14 protein-coding genes are annotated in these 20,322 nt (G+C 72.7%); 2 read left to right on the top strand and 12 right to left on the bottom strand.

The window, feature by feature from the left end; all coding sequences use genetic code 11:
* Nucleotides 1–202: 202 nt before the first annotated feature.
* The 11 genes from BM085_RS25115 to BM085_RS25065 all read right to left on the bottom strand — a co-directional run bounded on the left by BM085_RS25115 (nucleotide 203) and on the right by BM085_RS25065 (nucleotide 17,916).
* A complete protein-coding gene (locus BM085_RS25115) occupies nucleotides 203–3,877 on the bottom strand; it encodes an ATP-dependent helicase (protein WP_093889374.1) in 3,675 nt (1,224 codons plus the stop codon).
* Nucleotides 3,878–3,905: 28 nt separating this feature from the next.
* Nucleotides 3,906–7,061 (bottom strand): ATP-dependent helicase, encoded by a 3,156-nt coding sequence (locus BM085_RS25110; protein WP_093889373.1) that lies wholly within the window; start codon nucleotides 7,059–7,061, stop codon nucleotides 3,906–3,908.
* Between the two features lie 328 nt (nucleotides 7,062–7,389).
* The gene (locus tag BM085_RS25105; RefSeq protein ID WP_093889372.1) at nucleotides 7,390–10,191 is read right to left on the bottom strand and encodes a CDP-glycerol glycerophosphotransferase family protein; all 2,802 of its coding nucleotides are present in this window, start codon (nucleotides 10,189–10,191) and stop codon (nucleotides 7,390–7,392) included.
* A gap of 172 nt (nucleotides 10,192–10,363) precedes the next feature.
* Nucleotides 10,364–10,684: an MGMT family protein gene (locus tag BM085_RS25100; protein ID WP_093889371.1), complete on the bottom strand. Its 321-nt coding sequence runs from the start codon at nucleotides 10,682–10,684 to the stop codon at nucleotides 10,364–10,366.
* Complete coding sequence (locus tag BM085_RS25095) at nucleotides 10,672–11,043, bottom strand: hypothetical protein (protein WP_031166756.1); 372 nt, start codon at nucleotides 11,041–11,043, stop codon at nucleotides 10,672–10,674. The genes BM085_RS25100 and BM085_RS25095 overlap by 13 nt, the downstream gene beginning before the upstream one ends.
* Before the next feature lie 133 nt (nucleotides 11,044–11,176).
* Nucleotides 11,177–12,409 (bottom strand): S8 family serine peptidase, encoded by a 1,233-nt coding sequence (locus BM085_RS25090; protein ID WP_093889370.1) that lies wholly within the window; start codon nucleotides 12,407–12,409, stop codon nucleotides 11,177–11,179.
* Nucleotides 12,403–13,362 (bottom strand): hypothetical protein, encoded by a 960-nt coding sequence (locus BM085_RS25085; RefSeq protein ID WP_245789674.1) that lies wholly within the window; start codon nucleotides 13,360–13,362, stop codon nucleotides 12,403–12,405. Before BM085_RS25085 ends, BM085_RS25090 begins: the two co-directional genes overlap by 7 nt.
* 104 nt (nucleotides 13,363–13,466) lie before the next feature.
* Complete coding sequence (locus tag BM085_RS25080; protein ID WP_093889368.1) at nucleotides 13,467–14,789, bottom strand: S8 family serine peptidase; 1,323 nt, start codon at nucleotides 14,787–14,789, stop codon at nucleotides 13,467–13,469.
* Nucleotides 14,783–15,517 (bottom strand): hypothetical protein, encoded by a 735-nt coding sequence (locus BM085_RS25075; RefSeq protein ID WP_245789662.1) that lies wholly within the window; start codon nucleotides 15,515–15,517, stop codon nucleotides 14,783–14,785. The genes BM085_RS25080 and BM085_RS25075 overlap by 7 nt, the downstream gene beginning before the upstream one ends.
* Nucleotides 15,518–15,742: 225 nt before the next feature.
* On the bottom strand, nucleotides 15,743–16,924 hold the full coding sequence (moeZ, locus tag BM085_RS25070; protein ID WP_093889366.1) for an adenylyltransferase/sulfurtransferase MoeZ: 1,182 nt from the start codon (nucleotides 16,922–16,924) through the stop codon (nucleotides 15,743–15,745).
* A 77-nt stretch (nucleotides 16,925–17,001) separates the two neighbouring features.
* The gene (locus BM085_RS25065; protein ID WP_093889365.1) at nucleotides 17,002–17,916 is read right to left on the bottom strand and encodes an alpha/beta fold hydrolase; all 915 of its coding nucleotides are present in this window, start codon (nucleotides 17,914–17,916) and stop codon (nucleotides 17,002–17,004) included.
* Between the two features lie 291 nt (nucleotides 17,917–18,207).
* On the opposite strand from BM085_RS25065, the gene BM085_RS44620 reads away from it, so the two are divergent.
* A complete protein-coding gene (locus BM085_RS44620; RefSeq protein ID WP_093889364.1) occupies nucleotides 18,208–18,537 on the top strand; it encodes a hypothetical protein in 330 nt (109 codons plus the stop codon).
* A 350-nt stretch (nucleotides 18,538–18,887) separates the two neighbouring features.
* Here the strand turns inward: BM085_RS44620 and ku are convergent, their stop codons facing one another.
* Complete coding sequence (ku, locus tag BM085_RS25055; RefSeq protein WP_093889363.1) at nucleotides 18,888–19,769, bottom strand: non-homologous end joining protein Ku; 882 nt, start codon at nucleotides 19,767–19,769, stop codon at nucleotides 18,888–18,890.
* A gap of 218 nt (nucleotides 19,770–19,987) precedes the next feature.
* Here ku and BM085_RS25050 point away from each other — a divergent pair, with 218 nt between their 5' ends.
* Complete coding sequence (locus tag BM085_RS25050; protein ID WP_245789661.1) at nucleotides 19,988–20,275, top strand: hypothetical protein; 288 nt, start codon at nucleotides 19,988–19,990, stop codon at nucleotides 20,273–20,275.
* Nucleotides 20,276–20,322: the final 47 nt, after the last annotated feature.

Raw genomic sequence — 20,322 nt, 5'->3', positions numbered from 1 at the left:
GCTCTCCCAGAAACCGGGACCGGGTGGAACGGCGAAGTCCGCCGTGGATGACCAGGTATCTCTCATCATCCGTGGCAATGGGTAGATCGAGGCAAAGACCGGCGGCCGGACCGAAAACAAGAGCACCGGCGACGAGGAGGAGCTTCCCCCTTCCCCGCTGCCTCCTCGGGTCAGCCGAGAGCTTTCCCGCTGTCTCTGCGGGTCAGCCGAGGGCGGGGATCGACTCGATGAGCCTGATCAGGCCCCGCTCGTCGAGGAGGTTGACCGGCCTGACCGTCTCGTTGAGGCGGACGAAGTGGAAGGCGGCGCTCACCTGGTCGAGGGGGATGTCCGCCAGGTGGGACCAGGCCAGGCGGTAGGCGGCGAGCTGGACCGCCGCGGCGGCCTCGGCCTTCTTACCCTCGGGACGCCGGCCTGTCTTCCAGTCGACGACCTCGTAGCGGCCGTCCGGGAGCTCGAACACCGCGTCCATCCGGCCCCGGACCAGCCGGTCGGCGATCATCGTCTCGAAGGGGACCTCGACGTCCAGCGGTTCCCGGCCGGCCCACTCGCTCTCCTCGAACCGGTCACGCAGCTGGTCGAGCTGGATGTCGGTCTCCTCGAAACCGTCGGACGAGCCGGGCAGCTCCATCTCGTCGAGCAGCCGCTGCTGCCCCCACCGCGACTCCAGCCAGCGGTGGAAGGAGGTGCCCCGGCGGGCCAGCGGGGTGGGCTTCCTGGGCACCGGACGGCGGACCTGCCGGGCCAGGGTCTTGGGATCGGAGGCCAGGGTGACCAGGGACGAGACGGTCAGATGGGTGGGCAGCTCCACCTGCCTGCCACCGCGCCGCCGGTTCACGGCCCGCTCCCTGAGCAGGAGCTCGGTGTCGCGCTCCCACGCCTTCGCCCGCTCCCTGTCCCAGCCGCGCAGGTCCGCGAGGGCACCGGCGCGCTCGTTCCCCTGCCCCGGCTCCCCCTCAGGCACGCGCCCGCTCCCCGCTCCCTGCTCCTCCTCGGGCACGCGCCCGCTCCCCTGCCCCGGCTCCCCCTCGGGCACGCGCCCGCCCTCGTGTACGGCCTCGGCCGGGACATCCTGCCGGGCGAGAGAGGCACCCTCCTCGTCGTCCGGGTCGTCGAAGAAGTCTGGGGCGTCCAGGAAGAGGACGTCTTCGTCCTCGGGCCCCTCGGGGAAGGGCACCTCCTCACCCTCCGGCGGGACGTCGGGGAAGGGGACGTCGGAAAAATCGAAAAAGGGCACGTTCTCGGCGTCGGGAGTCTCGGCGGCACCGTCCCGAGAGCGGGAGGCGGCCGGGTCGCCGCTCTGCCCGGCGAGGTCCGCGAGCGCGGCGAGAGCCGCCTCGACCATGAACGCGCCATCCTGGATGGCCTCGTAGCGGAGGCCGTCGGGGGTGACGGGCCAGACGGCCTCGGCGGGTTCGGCGAGCAGGGGGTTGGTGGCGCCCTCGCCGGCCTCGGGCGCCCAGACGGAGACGCGCCCGCAGGTCTCGCGGATCTCCACCAGGAAGTCGGAGGGCTCCAGGGGCTTGGCCGCGCTGCCCCAGCGGTAGCCGGAGGCGATCAGGAGGTAGTGGGCGCGGGTGACGGCCACGTAGGCCAGGCGGCGCTCCTCCAGCAGATCGCGGTCACGGCAGCGCTCGTCGAACTCCGCCAGCTCCTCCTTGCTCAGCCCGCCCAGCCGGGGCAGGTCGGAGGCGTCGCCGCGGAGCGGGTAGGGCAGCTTGCGCGGGTTGTCCGTCCACTTGGGGCTGGTCGTCGGGCGGGCCGGGAACATCGTGCCGACGGTCAGGGTGCCGGCCTTGGACAGCGCCTGGGACATGCCGGGGATGACGACGACCGGCCATTCCAGGCCCTTGGAGGCGTGGATGGTCATCAGCTTGACGCTGTTGCTCTCCCCCACCCGCCCGGCGTCCAAGCCGTTCTCCTCCTCGTCGGCCGCCTTGAGGAAGGCCAGGAACGCGCCCAGCGTCGGATCCTCGGAGTCGCCCGCGAACCGGGCGGCGGCGTCGAGGAAGGCGTCCAGGTCGGCCCGGGCGGCGAACGGCCCGATGGCCGTCCCCCGCGCCGCCACCTCGATGTCCAGGCCGAGCCTGCGCTCGATCTCGATGATCAGGTCGGGGAGCGGCTGGCCGGTGTGGGCGCGCAGGATCCGCAGCTCCTGCGCCATGGCGAGCAGCCGTACCCGGGCCAGGGGGGAGAACAGGTCCTGCCACTCGGGACGGTCGGGCAGCTCGTCGAGGGCGTCGATCAGGCTGCCGCGCTCCTCGGCCATGTCCGCCACGACCTGGTCCAGCGGGTCGGACGCCAGGGACCCGCCTTCGCGGGTCTCACGGTTCAGCTCGCGCGCCCGCTCGCCCAGCTCCTTCAGGTCGGCCGGGCCGATCCGCCAGCGGGGACCGGACAGCAGCCGGACCAGCGCGTCGCCCGCGGTCGGGTCGTAGATCACGCGCAGGGTGGAGACGATGTCGGAGACCTCCGGCACGGTCAGCAGGCCGCCCAGGCCGACCACCTCGACCGGGATCCCCCGCTCCTCCAGCGCCCGGCGCAGCGCGGGGAACTGCGACCGCTTGCGGGCCAGGATCGCCACGTCGTGCGGTTGCAGGCACTGCGGGCCGCCCCACGCGCTCTGCTTGGCCTTCTTCCGCTCGCCCTCGCCCCACGGCATGCCGTCGGGCGCGCTCTCAGCGCCCAGCACCCTGGCGATCCCGTCGGCGACCCACGCCGCCTCGTCGTCGGCGGTCTCGTGGAAGGCGCACACCACCCGGCCGCGCTCGATCCGGTTGCCGCCGGGCACCAGCACCGGCACCTCCCGCGCCTCCATCCGGAGCGGGAGCTGCACCCGGGCGGCGACGTCGAGCACGGCGTCGCCGTTGCGGAAGCTGATCGACAGACGGCGGACCGGGGCGGGCTCCCCCGAGGCGGTCGTGAAGTCGCGGGGGAAGCGGGTGAGGTTGCCCGCCGAGGCGCCGCGCCAGCCGTAGATGGACTGGCAGGGGTCGCCCACGGCGGTCACCGGGTGACCGCCGCCGAACAGCGAGCGGAGCAGGACGAGCTGGGCGTGGCTGGTGTCCTGGTACTCGTCGAGGAGGACGACGGCGAACCGGCCCCGCTCGATCTCGCCGACCTCGGCGTGCTTGGCGGCGATCCGGGCGGCCAGCGCCATCTGGTCGCCGTGGTCGACGACCTCACGGCTCCGTTTGAGCCGGTCGTAGGCCTCGACCAGCGGCAGGAGCTGCTCCCTGGCCCGCTGGACGGCCAGCGGCCTGCGCTGGGGCAGGGTGGGCGAGCCGGGCAGCTCGCCGTACCGGTCGGCGAGCCAGGCGCCGATCTCCCGCACGTCCTGCGGGCCGCGCAGGTGCTCCGACAGCTCCCCGGCCAGCTCCAGCACCGCCCGGGTGACGGTGGCCGGACCCCACTCGATCTGCTCCATGGGCCCGTCGTAGGCGCTGACCACCCGCACGGCGAGCTGCCAGGAGACGGCCGGGCTGACCAGGCGCATGGTGGGCTCCAGCGCCTCACGCAGGGCGTGGTCGGTGACCAGCCTGGCCGCGTAGGCGTGGTAGGTCGAGATGGTCGGCTCGCCCTCCAGCAGCTCGGCGGGGACCTGCTCGGCCGCGACGAGGCCGTTGAGCCGCTCGCGGACCCGGATGGCCAGCTCGCCGGCGGCCTTCCTGGTGAAGGTCAGGCCGAGCACCTGTTCGGGGCGGACCAGGCCGTTGGCCACCAGCCAGACGACCCGCCCGGCCATGGTCTCGCTCTTGCCCGACCCGGCTCCGGCGACCACGACCATGGGTTCGAGGCCGGCCTCGATCACCTCGGCCTGTTCGGGGGTGGGGGGGAGGATGCCCAGCTTGGCGGCGAGCTGGATCGGGCTCAGCACGGGGCGTCCCCACCGCGGATCGTACGGCTCAGCACACCTGGTCCCCGTTCTTGCTGACCGGGCAGCTCGCCCGCACGGCGCAGGTGCGGCACCCGTCGTTGACCTTGGCCTGGAAGAACGGCCCGGACATGCCGAGCGCCACGGTGTCGACCATGTCGCGCGCCCAGCCGGGGTCGGCGTCCTCCGACAGGGGCGGCTGGGCCTGCTCCTTGGCGTCCTTCTTGCCCGCGGCGTCGCCCACCTGGACCAGGGCCGCGCCGCCGGGCTCGGTCATCCCGTGCCGCTGGAAGGCTCCCAGCAGCGCGGCGAGCTGGTAGACCCCCAGCTGGGGGTGGCGTTCGATCTCGGCGTCCTTCGGCCCGTTCTTCCCCGTCTTGATGTCGATGATCACGGCCCGGCCTTCGGCGTCGCGCTCGACCCGGTCCACCCGCCCCTTGATCTGCACGCCCTCGGAGACCATGGCCGTGAACGCCTCCTCCAGGCCGACCAGCTCGCGGGGGTTGTCCTGGTGCCAGCGGACGAACTTGGAGATCATCTGCTCGGCGACCTGGCGCTGTTTGCGGTTGTACCAGACGCCGCCGAAGTCCAGCTCGTGCCAGATCTCGTCCAGGCGCTTGCCGAGGGTGTCCTCGGCGGGCATGCCCGTCGCGGCGAGCACGGCCAGCGCGTGGATGACCGTGCCCAGCCCCCGGGCCGCGTCGGTGCCGCTCGCCCCCACGGAGGTCTCCAGCAGCCAGCGCAGGCCGCACTTGGTGAAGTTCTCGACCGCGGAGGGCGAGATGCGCACGACGTCGTCGGGCCAGCTCAGCGGGCGGTCGTCGGAGATCGGGGTGAGGGCGTACCACTCGTCGGGGTGGGCGCCGGGCACTCCCTCGGTGGCGAGCCTGGCCAGGTGCGCGGCGGCGGCCCGGCGCAGGGAGGCGGGCCGGGTCGGGTCGGAGACGGCCGAACGCAGGTCCGCCACCAGGGCGGACATGCTCAGCCAGCGGGAGCGCTCGTCGACGGCCGCCTCCTCGGTCGCCCCGGGGACCAGCTCGGTGAGGAAGCGGGAGGGCCGCTCCTCGTTGTCCTCGCCCCCCACGGCGGTGACGATGAGCCTGCTCCTGGCCCTGGTGGCCGCCACGTAGAACAGGCGGCGCTCCTCGGCCAGGAGCTGGGAGGCCAGCGCGGCGGAGACGGCCGCCGGGTTCTCGTGCTCGGAGCCCTCGGCCCTGGCGACCATGTCGTCGGTGCTCAGGATGGACCCGCGCAGCCGCAGGTCCGGCCAGGCGCCCTCCTGGACGCCGGCGACGACCACGACGTCCCACTCCAGGCCCTTGGACCGGTGGGCGGTCAGGATGCGCACCGAGTCGGTGTCGGGGGCGCGGTCGGCGAGGGAGTCGCCGGGGATCTCCTGGGCCACCAGGTCGTCCACGAACACCTCGACACCCGCGTGCGGCAGCCGGTCGACGAACCTGGCCGCGTGGTCGAACAGCGCCACCACCGCGTCGAGGTCGCGGTCCGCCATGGTCCCCCTGAACCCGCCCGTGACGCTGACGCCGGTCCACTTCTCGGCCAGGCCGGTGGCCTGCCAGACGGTCCAGAGCACGTCTTCGGCGGTGCCGCCCTGCCGTACGGCCTCGGCGGCGCCGGAGATGAGCTTGGCGAGGCGCTCGGCGGGCAGCGCCACGTGCGGCTCCACCCGGACCAGCTCCCGCACGTCCTTCAACGCCGCGACCAGCAGCTCGCCCGACGAGCGCGGCCCGGCGACGTCGCGCTCGCCGGAGTGGTCGACCATGTCGCGTTCGTCGGGGTGCGTCATCGCCTCGTGCTCGGCGATCCGCAGGGCTCTGCGCAGGCGGCGCACACCGACCATGTCGGTGCCGCCGAGCGCGCCGGTCAGCAGCTCCTCGGCCATCGCCTCGTCGAGGGTCTCCGGATGGAGGGCGACCTGGATGAGCCTGATCAGCGGCCGCACCCCCGGCTCCTGGAACAGCGGCAGCTCGCCGCCGCCGACCACGACCGGCACCCCGGCGGTGACCAGGGCGCGGCGCAGCAACGGCACCTGGTGGGTGGCCGATCGCACCAGCACCGCCATGCGCGACCAGGGGACCCCGTCCAGCAGGTGCGCCCGGCGGAGCGTGTCGGCGACGACCGCCGCCTCCTGCGTGGCCCCGTCGGTCACCAGCACCCGGACGTCACCGGGCTCGGCGTCCGGCAGCGCCCGCAGGTCCCGGTGCGCGGCGCCGCCCGGCGTCGCGGGCAGCCGGGCGGCCACACGGCGCGATGCCCTCAGGAGCTCGGAGCCGCTGCGGCGGCACACGCGCAGGGCGATGACGGGCGCGTTCTCGCCGTCGGCCCCGGGGAAGCGCTCCGGGAAGCGCATGATCCCGCGCACGTCGGCGCCGCGGAAGCCGTAGATCGACTGGTCGGGGTCGCCGACCGCGATGAGGTCGCGGCCCTCCCCCGCCAGCCGCTGGAGCAGGGACTCCTGGGCCGGGTCGGTGTCCTGGTATTCGTCCACGAGGACGACGTCGTAGGCGGCCCGTTCGCGGCGCCGTACCTCGGGATCGGCGAGCAGGCCGGCGGCGGTGCGGATCAGGTCCGAATAGTCGAGCACCGGCTCCATGTCCAGGTCGAACCTGGCCTGGTAACGGTCGGCGAACCGCCCGGCGGCCACCCAGTCGGCGCGGCCGTGACGGCGGCCCAGCTCGACCAGCTCGTCGCCGTCGAGGCCGCGCTCGGCGGCGCGGGACAGGAAGTCGCGGAGCTCCTGGGCGAAGCCGCGGGTCTTGAGCGCCTCGCGCATGTCGTCCGGCCAGTGCGGGGCGCCGTCCTCCAGCTCGCCGTGGAGCAGCCGCCGGACCTCCAGGAGCTGCTCGGGGCCGGTCAGCAGGCGGGGCGGCACGCCCCCGGCGAGCACGGCCTCGCGGCGGAGCAGCGCGTAGGCGTAGCTGTGGAAGGTCAGGGCGAGGGGCGTGCGGGTGGTGCGGCGCATCCGGCCGGTGATGCGTTCGCGCAGCTCCTCGGCCGCCTTGCGGCTGAAGGTGAGGACGAGCACCCGCTCGGGATCCACGCCGCGGCGCTCGATCCGGTCCACCACGGTCTCCACGATCGTGGTGGTCTTGCCGGTGCCGGGCCCCGCGAGCACGAGCAGCGGGCCGCTCTTGTGGGCCACCACCGCCCGCTGATGCTCGTCGAGCACAGGGGCAACAGCTCTCCCCGCACCCTCACGACGCACCAAACGCCAGCTCTGGCCACTCACAACTCGCCATTCCACCAGATCCCGGACGATGATCGTGCCGAGTCCGGATGCGCGGTATGGCGAACCCCCCGATTCGATCAGCCGGATGACCAGCCGGTCCCGGCTCCCCCCGATGACCGGTGCGAGCGCACGCCCAGCTCAGGCCGGTGCGGGCCGGGCGTGGCGCCGGGCACGGCCCCTGCCGGTCCGGCACCGCGCTCCGGCGAAAGGGATCGCACAGTGACGCATGCCATCTGATCGCCGGGGCCCGGCCCCGCCCCGTCCGGACTCAGGAGACGAAGACGTGGTCGACCAGCCGGGCCGTCGCCTTGCCGTCGTCGCGGGGAGCGTAGACGCGCCGGAACCGGTCGTACCGCTCGGCGTGCGCGGCGCTCACCTCGTCGATCGTCCGGACCGCCTCGATCACCTGGGCCCCGGTGGCCAGCAGCGGCCCGGGGGCCTCGGCGGCCAGGTCGAGATAGAGGCCGCGCTTGGCCGAGTAGCGCTGCAGGTCGTGGGTGAAGAAGAGCATGGGCCGCCCGGTCGCGGCGAAGTCGAACATGACGGAGGAGTAGTCGGTGATCAGCACGTCGGCGATCAGCAACAGATCCGCCATGTCCGGATAGGTGGTGACGTCCCGCCCGAGGCCCTGGGGCATGTTGGGCGCCGCCTGCATCGAGTGCGCCCTGATCAGGAACTCGTAGCCGGGGCCGAGCACCCGCCGCGCCTCGGCCAGGTCCAGCCGGAGCGAGGCGTTCTTACGGTCGTAGTCGCGGAAGGTCGGCGCGTAGAGCACCACCCTGACGCCCTCGGCGATGCCGAGCCGGTGGCGCACCCGCGCGGCCAGCTCCTCCCTGTCGGGGGCGGACAGCACGTCGTTGCGGGGATAGCCGCTCTCCAGGACCTCGCCCTGGTAGCCGAACGCCTTGCGCAGGATCGGGGTCGCCCACGGGCTCTGCGAGACCAGCAGGTCCCAGCCCCGCACCTCCACGGCCTGCCGGTGCCAGGCCGGCGGCCTCGGATCGCGGGACATGTGCGGCAGGTCGTTGCCCAGGCGCTTGAGCGGGCTGCCGTGCCAGGTCTGCACGACCATCTGGTCCTCGCGCGCCCGAAACCACGGCGGCAGGAAGCCGTTGGTCACCACGTGCCGCGAGCGGGCGAGCACGGCGTAGTGCTCCCGGCTGCCCGCGCGGACCACGGTCGGCCGGACGTCCGAGCCGAACCCGAGCTCGGCCGCGGCCGGGGGCGTGAACGCCCCGTCCTTGACCACCCAGATGTGCTCGCGGTCGTCGCCGCGCCGCATCCGCTCCTCGTAGATCGCGCGGACGTTGCCTTCGTACTGCCGCCCGTCGTAGGCGACGTAGACGGTCGCGTCGTTCAGCTCGCGGGCCCGCTCGGCCGGGTAGAACGAGCGCCGCAGCGCGTACAGGCCGCCGGCGCCCCTCTCGTCGTCGGGCAGGTCCTCGGCGACGGTCAGCACCGGCACGTCGAACCGGGTGGAGATCAGGCGGTATTCCCGGCCGTCACGGATCTTCGGATCCTCGTCCAGCGAGTCGAGGATGGCGTGGTCGACGCGGAGCGGCACGATCTCCCCGGAGGGGTCGCGGACCGCCATGCTCCAGCTCCAGCTCCCGCTGCCCAGCGGCACGCTCTCCCCGAAGCGGGGCATCGCGGCGGGCGCGAACCGCACCGAGAAACGGGAGTCGGCACGCTCCAACGCCACGGTGTGGATCAGTCCGGTGCGGTGCCGGAGCGTCAGCTCGGCCGGCCCGGAGCCGGGGTATGAGCCTTCGAGGGTGAGCACGCCGTCCTCGCCCCAGGTCGCCGTGGAGACGACCGGGCGGATCCGGTGCGCGGAGACGATCACCCGGTCCCGCCGGTCGCCCAGCACGGTGATCTCCCGCTCGCCGACGACCGAACGGCTCTCCGCGGCCCGGCCGAGCATGACGGCGGCCGCGGGGTCGCCCTTGGGCTCGATCCAGAGCCGGCCGCCGTCACGCTCCTGCAGCAGCGACGGTACGGCCAGCGGCACGACGACCTCGGTGCCCCCCTCCACGGGGGTGAAGTCGGCCGACATCCGGTGGCCGTCCAGGCGCGCGTGGCCCTTGCCCTGCCCCCTGCCCGGCAGGAACACCGTCAGCTCCAGCCGGTCGCCGTCCAGCCGCACCCCGGTCAGCTCGGCCCGGGTGGGCTGCAGCACGACCTGGAGGGCGCGGTCGGAGGTCCAGACCGGGCGGGCCCACCAGCCGCGGCCGAGATCCAGCCCCCGGGGACGCTCGGTGCGGCCGATGGAGGGGCCGCGGAGCAGGCCGGTGGCGCGGGCGCCCCGGCTCCAGATCACGATCTCGGCGCGCCAGGTGGTGGTGTCGCGCACGACGGCCCGGTGGCGGAGCAGCCGCTTGCCGCCGCGCACGGCGGCCCGCACGCCCGCCCGCCAGCGCAGCGACCACGGGTGCAGCTCGGCGGTGAAACCGGACCAGTCGTAGTTGCAGCCGGCCTCCTGGGCGCCGTAGGTGGCCTCCGGGTGGAGGACCCTGCGGGTGCGCAGCCGTACCGGCGGCAGCCAGCGGGGGCCGCGCAGCACGACGGAGGCCCGGTTGAAGCGGGGGCCGCGGACCGAGAGCCCGGCCAGGTAGGCGTGGCCGCTGATCCGCAGCCGCCCGCCGGACCAGGAGACGTCCTCGACCTGGGTCATGGGGATCAGGTCGGCGGCACGCAGCCGGAACATGGCCTCCGGCAGCTCGTCCTGGAACGGCAGGTCCGCATACCAGCGCAGCTTCCTGCGGACCCGCCTGGACGGCTCCGCCGCGGCCGCGGCGATCTTCTGCAGCGCGTCGCCGTCGGCGAGGTCGTCCACCTCCCGATGCTCGACCAGGTGGAAGGCGATCCTGCGGGCCACCGGAAGATCACGCTTGACCCGCGCGTCCACACCGGCGATGTAGGGCTTGAAGAGGGTGACGAACTCGCGCCGGCGGGCGGCGCCGCGCTTGACCGCCAGGTCCAGCCGGGAACCGAGGGGGCCGGCCAGGGCGTCGGCGTCGAACCTGCGGCGCTCGGCCGGGGTCAGCCCCTCGGCCAGCACCGCCGCCACGATGGATTCGAGTGGTTCTCCCCGGTCACAGAGATCTTGAACAGCCCGTAGACGGTCGGCGACGGGATCGCCGCCGGATCGCGCGGGCGTGGCGCCGGTGGCCATGGGGGAGGCACCGCCTTTCGGACAGAGCGCTGTCCTAGGCCATGTTAGTGTGCCGCGCCGAAGCGGGTTACGCCGTGCTTTCCGGCGCTCCGTCCCATCTCGCCGCGCGCATGTCGGCGCGGGCGCCCCTCAACGGGGTCCGCTCCTCCCGCCACCTGGTCAGACACCTCTGCTCGTGGCCCGGCGGCGGGGTGCCGTCGGCATGCACGACACGCCACCAGGGCACACCGCCGCCCCAGGTGGACATGACCCTCCCGACCTGGCGGGGACCCCCCTCCCCGAGGTATTCGGCGATGTCGCCGTAGGACATCACCCTGCCGCGCGGGATGCGTTCGACCAGGTCGAGCACCCGCTCCGCATAGGGGGGCGGGTGGCCTACCGGCTCCATACGGCCGGCCCGGCCGCGAGAATCTCGTCGATCTTTCCGAACTCGTAGGCCGCGGAGCCGTTCAGCTGCTCGACGAGGCCGTCACGGATCGCGTAGGACTCCCCGTCCTCTCCGACCAGGCGCGCGCCCAGCAGGGCCGACACCCGTGCCAGCTGGGCCACCTGCCAGTCGGATCCGGGCGTGCCGGACAGGCCGCCGCCGTTCCAGACGGCTATGGCATGAACGCCTTCACCATGGCGGGCCAGGACCTCGCCCGCCTCCTGTGAACCGCGGAACTCGAACCCCGCCTGCCCCAGCACAGTCGCGAGCTCCGCGAAGGCGAGAGGCGCAGGGCGCTCCACGCGCAACTCGTACCCCATGACGGGCGACCTTAGCGAATATTTGACGGTCCTCGAACCATCGGGGCCGTCAGCGACCCCACCGCGTCCGAACAGTGTCCAAAACGCGTTCCAATCGAATTCAACTCACGCCATGTCCTTCCCCGGCCCGGATTCACGGCCACGGCCACCCCTGCCCCGTCATCGGCCCTCCCGGCGCCGGGGCGGACTGCTCCGACCGCCGGTTCAGCAGCACCACGGCTCCTCCGAACGCCAGCAGCCCGCCCAGCAGGCCCGCGCCGTACAGCCAGAGCCGCAACGGCTCCGGGCCGGGCCGGGCGGGCTCCTGAGGCAGGGGGCCCGCGCCGAAGTGCTTGACCGCCGGCGCCGTCGCCGGCGCCGTGCGGTTCATCAGCTCTCCCGCCCTGGCGAGTGCCGCGCCGGCGTCGACGACGCCGAAGCCGACGTGGTCGTCGTATCCGGCGACGGGGGCGGACGTGGCGGTCGAGGTGAGAGCCTGCGCCACCAGATGCGGCGAGATATCCGGATATTTAGCTTTTATGAGTGCGGCGACCCCCGCCACCAGCGCCGTCGCCGCACTGGTCCCCTCCGAGGAGCCGTAGGCGCCGCCCGGGGTCACCACCGGCACGTCCACTCCCGGCGCGGAGACCAGCACCGACAGGTTGTCGCTGCTGAACGTGGCCGGCCGGCCCGTCGAGTCGACCGCGCCCACCCCGATGACCCCGGAGTATCCGGCGGGGAAGTTCCAGAAGGAGGTGGCGTTGTCGAGGGCGTACTCGGAGGCGCCGTCGTTGCCGACGGCCGCCACCAGCACCACCCCGCGGGACAGCGCGTAGGAGACGGCCTCGCGCTCGGCCTTGTGCGGCCCGTAGGCCCCCAGGGACATGCTGACGACCTTGGCCCCGTGGTTGGCGGCGTAGCGGATCGCGCGGGCCAGCGGGCTGTCGGTCCGGGTCCGCAGGTCCGCGTCCGGCAGGCCGGCCCGGCCCTCCGTCCCGCTCCGCAGGACCAGCGGCAGGGAGAGGATCCGTGCCTCGGGGGCGGCCCCGAGGAGGCCGCCGCTCCCGCTGCCCGCCCCGGCGATGAGCGAGGCCATCGCCGTGCCGTGCCAGGCCGCGGCGGGCCTGCCGCCCGCCTGCTGCGCCGAGCCCATGTCGGGACCGGAGACGACCCGGCCGCGCAGCTCCGCGACGGCCCCGTCCACCCGGCCGTCCACCAGGGCCACGGTGACGCCCGCCCCCCTGGTGGTCTTCCAGGCCTGCTCGACGTTCATCGCCTCCAGCACCCAGCGCTGCTCCTCGCGCACGTCGGCCGCGCCCACCGGGACGGAGACCGTCAGGGAGAGCCCGACCAGGGCGCCCGCCGCCCAGAACCGCCGCCTCAACACACGTTCCCCTGGGTGCACTGCGGCACGGCGTTCGGCTCGTCACCCAGGGCGCGGGCGATGCGCCCGGCGACCGCCTGCGCCGCCGGCCACAGCTCGCTGTGCAGGATCTCCTCCGGGGAGATCGACTGACGGGTGCGTCCGTCGCTGTAACCGGCGGTGGAGAAGACGACGTAGGGACCGACCGGGATCCAGGCGTTGCGCTGCCGCTGGGCGGCGCCGAACAGCTCGCTGGCCGTGCCGGGGAACGCCACGGGCCGCACCCCCACGCGGTCGTCGACCGGGAGCTGCGCGGTCGCGGCGATCCGCGTCTCCTCGTCCCGCAGCACCGCGATGCCCACGGTGATGACGAAGGTGGACGTCTGGTCCACGTAGGTGGCCCGCAGCAGCGTGCGGCAGCCGTACTGGGCGAGGACGGAGCCCGTCGAGGCGTCCGTGCCGGACCTGCAGGGGGTCTCGGGGGCCAGGCCGACCCGCCGGGCGTACTGCTGGGCCCGGCCCAGGCCGATGTACTGCAGCTCCTCGGGGAAGACCAGGTCGGTGGACCAGGCCTGCCAGCGCCTGGCGATGTCGTCCTTGATGTAACGGGCCTGCTCGGCGGCGGTGAGCGGGCGGGCCGCGGTCTCGCGGAACAGTCCGACCGCACCGGTCAGCACGTTGCTCGCGGCGATCGCCAGGATCGTGCCCATCAGGATCAGGAAGATCGTGCGGAACCGGATCCCCTGCTCCAGGGTCGCCAGCTCGGCGCGCTCGGCCGCCAGGCGGTCGCGGCCCGCGGCCGACCAGGCCCGCACCCGGACCCGCCGGGCGCCGGTGCCCGACGGAGGCGCGCGGCGCACCCGGGCGCCGCCCGCGCGCGGCGTCCAGGAACCCGGTGGCGGCCAGCCGTCACGAGCAGGGGACGCCGAGGCGTCCCTGCGCCGTCCCGGCTCCTGTGACCGCTCCGGCTTCGACATACTTCGATGCTACGTTGCAGGGCTCTGCCGCCATATCGTCGCAGCGTATTTATGCTGTCACCGTCCGTACGGGATTCCGTCTCGCGTCCGCGGCCTCCAGGCCCTCAGGGTGCGGCCGGGGAACCGGGACCGAGGGGCCCCGACGTGTCCACGGGGCCGTCCGCCGAGCCGTTCCCGGAACCGGTCGCAGGGCCGTCCACGGGGCCGGTCGCGACGCTCTCCGCCGGGCCGTCCGACGACCGGGCGGTCCGGCCGACGGACACGGCGATCACCACCAGGGACACGACCGCGCCGAATCCGGCGGCCACGGCCACCCCTCCGTACGTGGTGATCTTGCGCTGGTCCCGGTGGACCACCTGGACCGGCTCCACCCCCCCGCCCATCGGGCGGGCGGGATCATGGCTGCCGGGTCCCGTGGCGGTGAGGGTGTGGCGGGAGATCCTGGCGGCCTCGGCGAGCGCCCGGGGGGCGTTGACCACGCCGAAGCCCATGCCGGTGTCGTACCCTCCGGTCGGCCGCCGGCTCGCCCCGGCGGTGAGCGCCTGCGCGACCAGCGCGGGCGACATTTCTGGATATTTCGCTTTAATCAGTGCAGCGACGCCGGAGACGAGCGCGGACGCCTGCGAAGTGCCACGGCCGACCCAGTACTCGTCGCCGGGGCCCGCGCCGAAGATGTCCACCCCGGGCGCGGCCACCAGGACCGAGGGGTTCCAGTTGGAGAACGAGGCTCTGCGCAGCCCCCGGTCGGCCGCGGCCACCGAGACCACCCCGGGGAAGGCCGCCGGGTAGGAGTAGGGGGCGTAGCCGGTGGAGTCGGGCTTGCCCGCGCCCTCGTTGCCCGCCGCCGCGACCAGCACGACCCCCCGGGAGATCGCGTAACGGATCGCCGCCCGTTCCTCCCTGGTCGCCAGCTCCTTGGAGATCGACATGTTGATCACGTCCGCACCCTGGTCCACGGCGTATCTGATGCCCCTGGCCACCACGTCCTCGAACCGCTCGGCGGTGTTGAACTCGCGGAAACCCGGCTCCTCGTCCTCCAGGATCACCCGGACCGACAGCACCCGCGCCCTGGGCGCGACACCGATCACCCCGTCGGCTCCGCCGGGGCCGTGCCCGTGCCCGGCGATCAGCGACGCCATGTAGGTTCCGTGCAGCCGCAGCGGAGCCACCCCCGGCGGGTTGGCCCCCGTGGTGAAGTCCTTGCCCTCGGTCACCGAGCCCACCAGGTCGCGATGGGCCGGATCCACCCCCGAGTCCAGCACCGCGACGGTCACGCCCCCGCCCTTGGAGATCCGCCAGGCACCGGGCAGGTCGAGGGTCCGCAGCACCTGGTGCTGGCTGCCCCGCACGTCGTCGGCGTGCGCGGCGGGCGCCGCCCCCAGCGCGATCATGGCCAGCACCCCGGCCACCCCCGCCCGCCTCAGCACCGCCACTCCTCGGAGACGCAGTCGGGCCGTACGGGCGTGGACAGGTCGGCGAGGATCCTGTCGGCGATGTCGCCGGTGAAGGCGAACATGGCCGGCCGCTGCTCCCCCACGGCCTTGGCGGGACGCCCGTCGATCTGCCCGACCGTGGTCATCACCACGTACGGCCCGGCCTGCCGTACCAGGCTGCTCTGCCGTCCGGCGGCGGTGAACCGGTCGGTGACCGTGCCCGGGAAGGCCAGCGCCCGCAGGCCCGGCGAGGGACGGCCGGCCCTGGGCAGCGCCGCCTTGGCGGCGGCCGCGCCCGCCTCCCCCGTGAAGGCCGCGACGCCGACGGTGACGACGACGCCCTGGAGCGCGTCGATGTAGGTGGCGCGCAGGATGCCCCGGCAGCCCGCCCGCCGCAGCGCCTTCCTCAGCTTGGCGTCCACGCCCCTGTCACAGCGGGTCTCCGGCGAGATGCCCACCCGGCGGGCCTTCTCCTCGCCGCCCTGCTCGGCGGCGTAGCTGATGGTCTCGGGGAAGACCCTCCCGGCGGGCCACACCTGCCAGCGCAGGGCCATCTCACCGGCGGCGGCCCTGTCCAGCTCCGCCTGGCTCGGGCCGCGCGTGAGCTCGGTCCCGGCGGTGCCGGCGGCCACCCCGGCCACCACCGCGCAGAGCAGCGTCAGCGCGGACGCCACGACCAGTGTCGGCCAGGCAGGCCGCCGCTGACCTGGGACTTCATTCACGCCCTCGACCTTAATGCGGAGAGGAGGGGGTCATCCGCCGTTCCGTCCGGATCCGACGTGTTGGAAAGTATTTGACGATACGGAAAGCGGGGTGTCAGGTCCGTCCGGCCCGGATCGCCCGGGTGGCCCGGGTGGCCGCCCCGCGGGCCGCCGTCACCCGGCCGCGCCCCGCAATGACGCGGCGCCCCGCGGAGCGGTGCTCCGCGGGGCGCCGGCCGTGGGCGACTAGTAGCTCGGCAGGCTCGGGTCGACCGTCTTGACCCAGCTCAGCACGCCGCCGCCCACGTGGACGGCGTCGGAGAAGCCGGCGTTCTTGACGATCGCCAGGACCTCGGCGGACCGGGCGCCGGACTTGCAGTGCAGGACGATGCGCTTGTCCTGCGGGAGCCTCTCCAGCGCGGCCCCGTTGAGGAACTCACCCTTGGGGATGAGCACCGCGCCGGGGATGGAGACGATCTCGTACTCGTTCGGCTCGCGGACGTCGATCACGTAGATGTTGTCGTCGGCGTCCTGCATGGCCTTCAGGTCCGTCGCGGTGATCGTGGAGCCGGAGGCGGCCTCCTGTGCCTCCTCGGAGACCGCGCCGCAGAACGCCTCGTAGTCCTCCAGGAGCTCGGTGACCGTCGGGTTCTTGCCGCAGAGCACGCACTCGGGGTCCTTGCGGACCTTGACCGAGCGGTAGTTCATCTCCAGGGCGTCGTAGATCATCAGGCGGCCGACGAGCGGCTCCCCGATGCCGGCCAGGAGCTTGATGGCCTCGTTGACCTGGATGGAGCCGATCGACGCGCACAGCACGCCCAGCACGCCGCCCTCGGCGCAGGAGGGGACCATGCCGGGGGGCGGGGGCTCGGGGTAGAGGCAGCGGTAGCAGGGCCCGTGCTCGGCCCAGAACACGCTGGCCTGGCCGTCGAAGCGGTAGATCGAGCCCCAGACGTACGGCTTGCCGAGCAGCACGGCCGCGTCGTTGACCATGTAGCGGGTGGCGAAGTTGTCGGTGCCGTCCACGATCAGGTCGTACCGGGAGAAGATCTCCATGACGTTGTCGGTGGTGAGCGCCACGTTGTGGACGACCACGTCGACCAGCGGGTTGATCTCCTTGACGCTGGCCGCGGCGCTCTCCGCCTTGAGGCGGCCGACGTCGGACTGACCGTGGATGACCTGACGCTGCAGGTTGGACTCGTCGACGACGTCGAAGTCGATGATCCCGAGCGTGCCCACGCCCGCGGCGGCGAGATACAGCAGGGCGGGAGAGCCCAGGCCGCCGGCGCCCACACAGAGCACCTTGGCGTTCTTCAGGCGCTTCTGCCCGGCCATGCCCACGTCGGGGATGATCAGGTGGCGCGAGTAGCGGCGCACCTCGTCGACGGTCAGCTCGGCTGCCGGCTCTACCAGCGGTGGCAACGACACAGTTCTGCTCCCGTTTCAGGGGGTCTTGAGAGTACGGCTGAGCACAGCACGCACCACTCACAACCTAATGCGATGCCTCAGTCATTCCCAATCGGGATGGGGGCAGTCTCACCTATCAGACGCCGGGCCTCACGGGCCACCCTTCCGGGCAGCTCCATCTGCGCCACGTGCCCGGCGTCGGGCAGCAGCACGAGCCTCACGTGAGGGAAGGTCCGCCCGGCCCGCGCGGCCATGCGCGGGTTGACCAGGCGGTCGTGGCGCCCGTGGACGACCAGCGTGGGCGCGGTCACCTGAGCCGCCTGCCGCCACAGGTTCTCCGCGCCGCGCCTGAAGTACTCGGCGACGAGGCCCCGCGCGGAGCCGACCAGCGCGGCCGCCGCGTACGGCAGGCCGTCCCTGCGGCGCAGCTCCTCGGCCGCCTCCCGGAGCCGCTCCGGATGGATGCGGCCGAGATCGGCGTAGCACATGCCGAGCGTGGCGTTGAGCCGGCGCTCGGCGGGCAGGGCGCTCAGCTGCGTCGCGGCCCACTCACCCAGTCTCGGCACCGCCGACAGCGCCACCCGTGCCGGGCCGTACCTGGGGAGCAGGTCGGGCAGGGCCGGCGAGATGAGCGTGAGCGAGCGGACCAGGTCCGGCCGGGTCGCGGCGACCCGCACCGAGACGGCGCCGCCCAGCGAGTTGCCGAACAGGTGGACCGGGCCGCCGGCGATCCGGTCGATCAGCGCGGTGACGGTCCGGGCGTGGGCGTCGATCGAGTAGTCGCCGCCGGGTGGTTCCGGGGAGTATCCGGCTCCCGGCAGGTCGATCGCGTGGCCGGTGACCACGTCGGACAGCTCGCCCATCAGGTCGGTCCAGTTGGTCGCCGAGCCCGCGAGGCCGTGCACGTAGACGGCGGTCTCCGAGGGGCCGGGCGGGGTCGAGCGCACGTGGACGCGCCGCCCCTCCAGATCCATCAGCTCGCCGGGCCAGCTCGGAATCGGCTCGACACTCACGCGCCCTCCCTCGTTCCTCGTTCGGCTTCCCTCTGACGATAGTCCCCGCCGGACAGTCCGCGTACAAATGCGACATTAAAGGCATTTCATTTCAAAACTCACCATCAAAGTACTACATCGTCAATAAAGCGATATGCAGAGAGCAAAACGCGCCAATCTCCGTTTGTCACCCGACATGCGAGGAAATCAAGACAACCAGGGACGGCCCATTAGCGGCCATCCCGGACATTTTTCGATCACTCCGGAAAATGTTGAAAACGGGGCAACCGATCCTTTCAAGGGGGAAACGCAATGCCCAAGCTCAAGAGTGTCATGGCAGGTCTCGCGCTCAGCACGGCGATGGCCGGCGGAGCCGTCGGCATGGGCGCCGCGACCACGGCGACCAGCGCCGGCGCCACCGTCGGTACGAACACCACCTCCATCGCTTCGTTCCAGACCAACTTCGGCTGGGCCAGCTGCGGCTGCAACCGCCGCTGGCGCTGCGGCGGCGGCTGGGGCTGCAACCGTCGTCACAACCACTGGAGCAACCGCCGTCACCACCAGAAGTTCAACATCAACATCAACAACAACAACAACAACGAAGAGGACGCCCAGAACGACAACAACAACAACAACGTCTAGCCTTCACGGCCGGACGCCGGACCGGGGCGCTCGAACCTGAGCGCGGTGCGCGGTCGAGCCAGATGACCGCACACGACCCGATCCACCGTTGTCGCAAGCTCCGGGCCCACGGCGGGGCATGAGCTTCGGGCCCACGGCGGGGAGCAGGGTGCCCGTGTTCGCTGGGGTCACGGTCCCCCACAGGGGACCGTGACCACACAGGGAACACGGGCACTTCAAAGGTGATTTCGAATATCCGATTCTCAGCCGGCGCGAGATGCTGTTCTTTTCCGCTTTTCCGGGTGGGGGTCCCATGAATGTCCGATCCATGGGGCCCCCATTCTGCGGAACCCGGATTGCCGGCACCGCTTTCACGCCGGACGGCCGGTCCTCCGCCCGCCGGGAGCCTCTTCCCCTCCGGCTCCGCCCTTCTTCGATGGCTCGGCGGCGGCCTTTCCCTTGGCCGGAGCCGCGCCCCGGCGTTCTTTCTTGGCGGCCTCGACGCTGGCGCGCAGCGCGGCCATCAGGTCGGCCGGCGGCCCCTCCTCGACCGGCGCCTCGGCGGGCACGATCTCCCTGCCGGCGATCTTCGCCTCGATGACCTCCTGGACCGCCTCCCGGTAGCCGTCCCTGTACGCGGAGGGGTCGAAGTCCGCGACCATCGTCTCGATCAGCGACTCCGTCATCCGCACCTCCTGGGGCCTGACGTCGACGCCCTCCTCCAGGAACGCGAAGTCCGCCGGGCGCACCTCGTCCGGCCAGAGCATGGTCTCCAGCAGGAAGACCCCCTCCCGGACCCGGAGCGCCGCGAGCGACTCGCGCTGCCGCAGCGCCACCTTGACGACCGCCACCAGCCCCGAGCGCTCCAGCGCGTCACGGAGCAGCACGTACGGCTTCACCCCCACGGGGTCCGGCTCCAGGTAGTAGGCCCTGTCCAGCAGGACCGGATCGATCTGGTCCGCCGGGCTGAACTGGAGCACCTCGATCCTGCGCGAGGTGGACAGCGGCAGGTCCTCGAAGTCGTCGCCGTCGAGCACGACCATGTCGCCGCCCGGCAACTCGTAGCCCTTGGCCACGTCGGCGAACGGCACCTCCTCCTCGCACGCCTGGCAGAACCGGCGGAACCTGATCCGGCCGCCGTCCTCCCCGTGCACCAGGTGGAAGGTGACGTCGCGGCGCTCGGTCGCGGTGAACAGCCTGACCGGGATCGTGATCAGCCCGAACGAGACCGTGCCTTTCCAGATGCTCCGCATGGCGTCTCCCTGCCTTCGAGCTGCCTTCGAGCTGCCTTCGAGCTTCCCATCGAGTTTCGCACACACGTTCGGAAGCAGTGTCAGGTGGATGTAAACACTCACCAACGGGGCAGGTACCCGTCATGGCGGATCCGATGCCGTGCCTTTCTCAGCCGGCGGGACGCGACGCCGTACGCTTGGCGATGTCCGGTGTTCGCAGGAGAACGGAAGCAGAGCGGATGTCAGAGATGGATGTGCGCGACGACAGCCTGCACGGCGAGGAGCCCGAGGACGCCCGCTCCGAGGAGATCGGGCTCGAGGTGCCCGAGGCCGACGTGGCCGAACAGCACCGCCCGGCGGACGAGGAGATCTCGGCCGAGGTGCCCGAGGCCGACGTGGCCGAGCAGCACCGCCCGGTGGACGAGGACGGCCCCGAGTGGCCCGACCACATCCCCCTGGAGGCCGATCCCGCCGACACCGCCGAGCAGAGCCGCACGGTGGCGCTGGACGAGGACGACTACCGCTGACCCGGGTTACCCGCGCGTAGGATGATTCAAGACACCAGGAGCACCCG

This window comes from Streptosporangium canum (assembly GCF_900113865.1).
GTDB lineage: Bacteria > Actinomycetota > Actinomycetes > Streptosporangiales > Streptosporangiaceae > Streptosporangium > Streptosporangium canum.
The sequence above is the reverse complement of the archived record's forward strand: the minus strand, read 5'-3'. Positions and strand labels throughout refer to the sequence as shown.